The 1,459-nt window shown below is 53.1% G+C and carries 2 protein-coding genes; both read left to right on the top strand.

The window, feature by feature from the left end; all coding sequences use genetic code 11:
* On the top strand, positions 1–355 hold a 355-nt coding region (locus Xkoz_RS19075; protein ID WP_099143505.1), incomplete at its 5' end, for an HK97 family phage prohead protease.
* Positions 356–357: 2 nt separating this feature from the next.
* On the top strand, positions 358–1,459 hold a 1,102-nt coding region (locus Xkoz_RS19070; protein WP_099143504.1), incomplete at its 3' end, for a phage portal protein.

The raw sequence follows: 1,459 nt of genomic DNA, 5'->3' as shown, positions 1-1,459 counted from the left end.
GAACCTGTTAGGCCGTACCACCTCCGGCACATTGCAGCTTAGCGAAGATGCCACCGGATTACGCTTTGAGTTAACCCCGCCTGATACCCAACTGGGGCGCGATGTGCTGACACTGGTTGAACGGGGTGATATTTCTGGCATGTCCTTTGGGTTCAGGGCAACCAAGGATCAGTGGGATGTGGGTCAGGAACCTTATATCAGAACCGTTCTGGAAGCCGAACTGCGGGAAATCACCATTACCAGTATGCCCGCCTACCCTGAAAGCGGGGTAGAGATTGCCAAGCGCTCATTAAACGCAGTCAAGCCCCGCCACGCGGATTTGCGTCATTACTGGCTGCAATTGTCTGAGGTGTGATTATGTGGCCTTTTAAGCGTAAAACCCCTGAAACCCGCAGTATGAGCATGGATGAATTTCTTTCTCTGGCGGGCGTGTCTAACACCAAATCGGGCGAGCATGTTTCACCGTCTACAGCGGAAGGATTACCCGCCGTGATGAATGCGGTCACGGTCATTAGTGAAGCGGTGGCGACCATGCCTTGTTATCTGTATCGGGTGAGAAACCATCACGGCACGGAGTCCCGCGAATGGCTGAGCGATCACCCGGTGGATTACTTACTCAACGAATGCCCTAATGACTGCCAAACCCCTTTTCAGTTTAAGCGAACCCTGATGCGCCATTGCTTACTCAATGGTAACGCCTATGCGGTGATTGTCTGGGGCAAAGACGGTCAGCCACAATCGTTACCCCCTTCCCCGCCGTCAGCGGTGGTAGCGCAACGGTTATCCGATCACCGATTTGCCTACACCCTCACCGAACCTTATAGCGGCAAGGTTAAAACTTACCTACAGGAAGAAATCCTGCATCTGCGCTATGCCACCGAAGATGGCTTTTTGGGACGCTCGCCTGTCACGATTTGCCGGGAAACACTGGGCTTAGGGCTGGCACAACAGCGTCACGGTGCCAGTATCATGAAAGACGGCATGATGGCGGCCGGTGTGATTAAGTCCGCTGACTGGCTGGATGGGGTAAAGGGCAACAAGGCACTGGAAGCCCTCGAACGTTATAAAGGTGCCCGCAATGCAGGCAAAACCCCGATCCTTGAGGGCGGGATGGAGTACCAGCAATTGGGCATGAGTAACCAAGATGCGGAGTGGCTGGCCTCCCGCCGTTTCACCATTGAAGATATCGCCCGGATGTTCAATGTCAGTCCTATCTTCCTGCAAGAGTATTCGAACAGTACCTACAGTAACTTTAGCGAGGCTTCACGCGCCTTTCTGACAATCACCATGCGCCCGTGGCTGGCTAACTTTGAGCAGCAAATCAAATCCGCTTTATTGCTGAACTCACCCACAAAAGGCATTCGCTACCAAGTTGAATTTGATACCGCTGACCTACTGCGAGCCAATCCGAAAGAACGCTTCCAGAGTTATGAGACGGCGATTAAATCCGGTGTGATGT

The organism is Xenorhabdus kozodoii (genome assembly GCF_002632875.1).
In the GTDB taxonomy this organism is placed as follows: domain Bacteria; phylum Pseudomonadota; class Gammaproteobacteria; order Enterobacterales; family Enterobacteriaceae; genus Xenorhabdus; species Xenorhabdus kozodoii.
The sequence above is the reverse complement of the archived record's forward strand: the minus strand, read 5'-3'. Positions and strand labels throughout refer to the sequence as shown.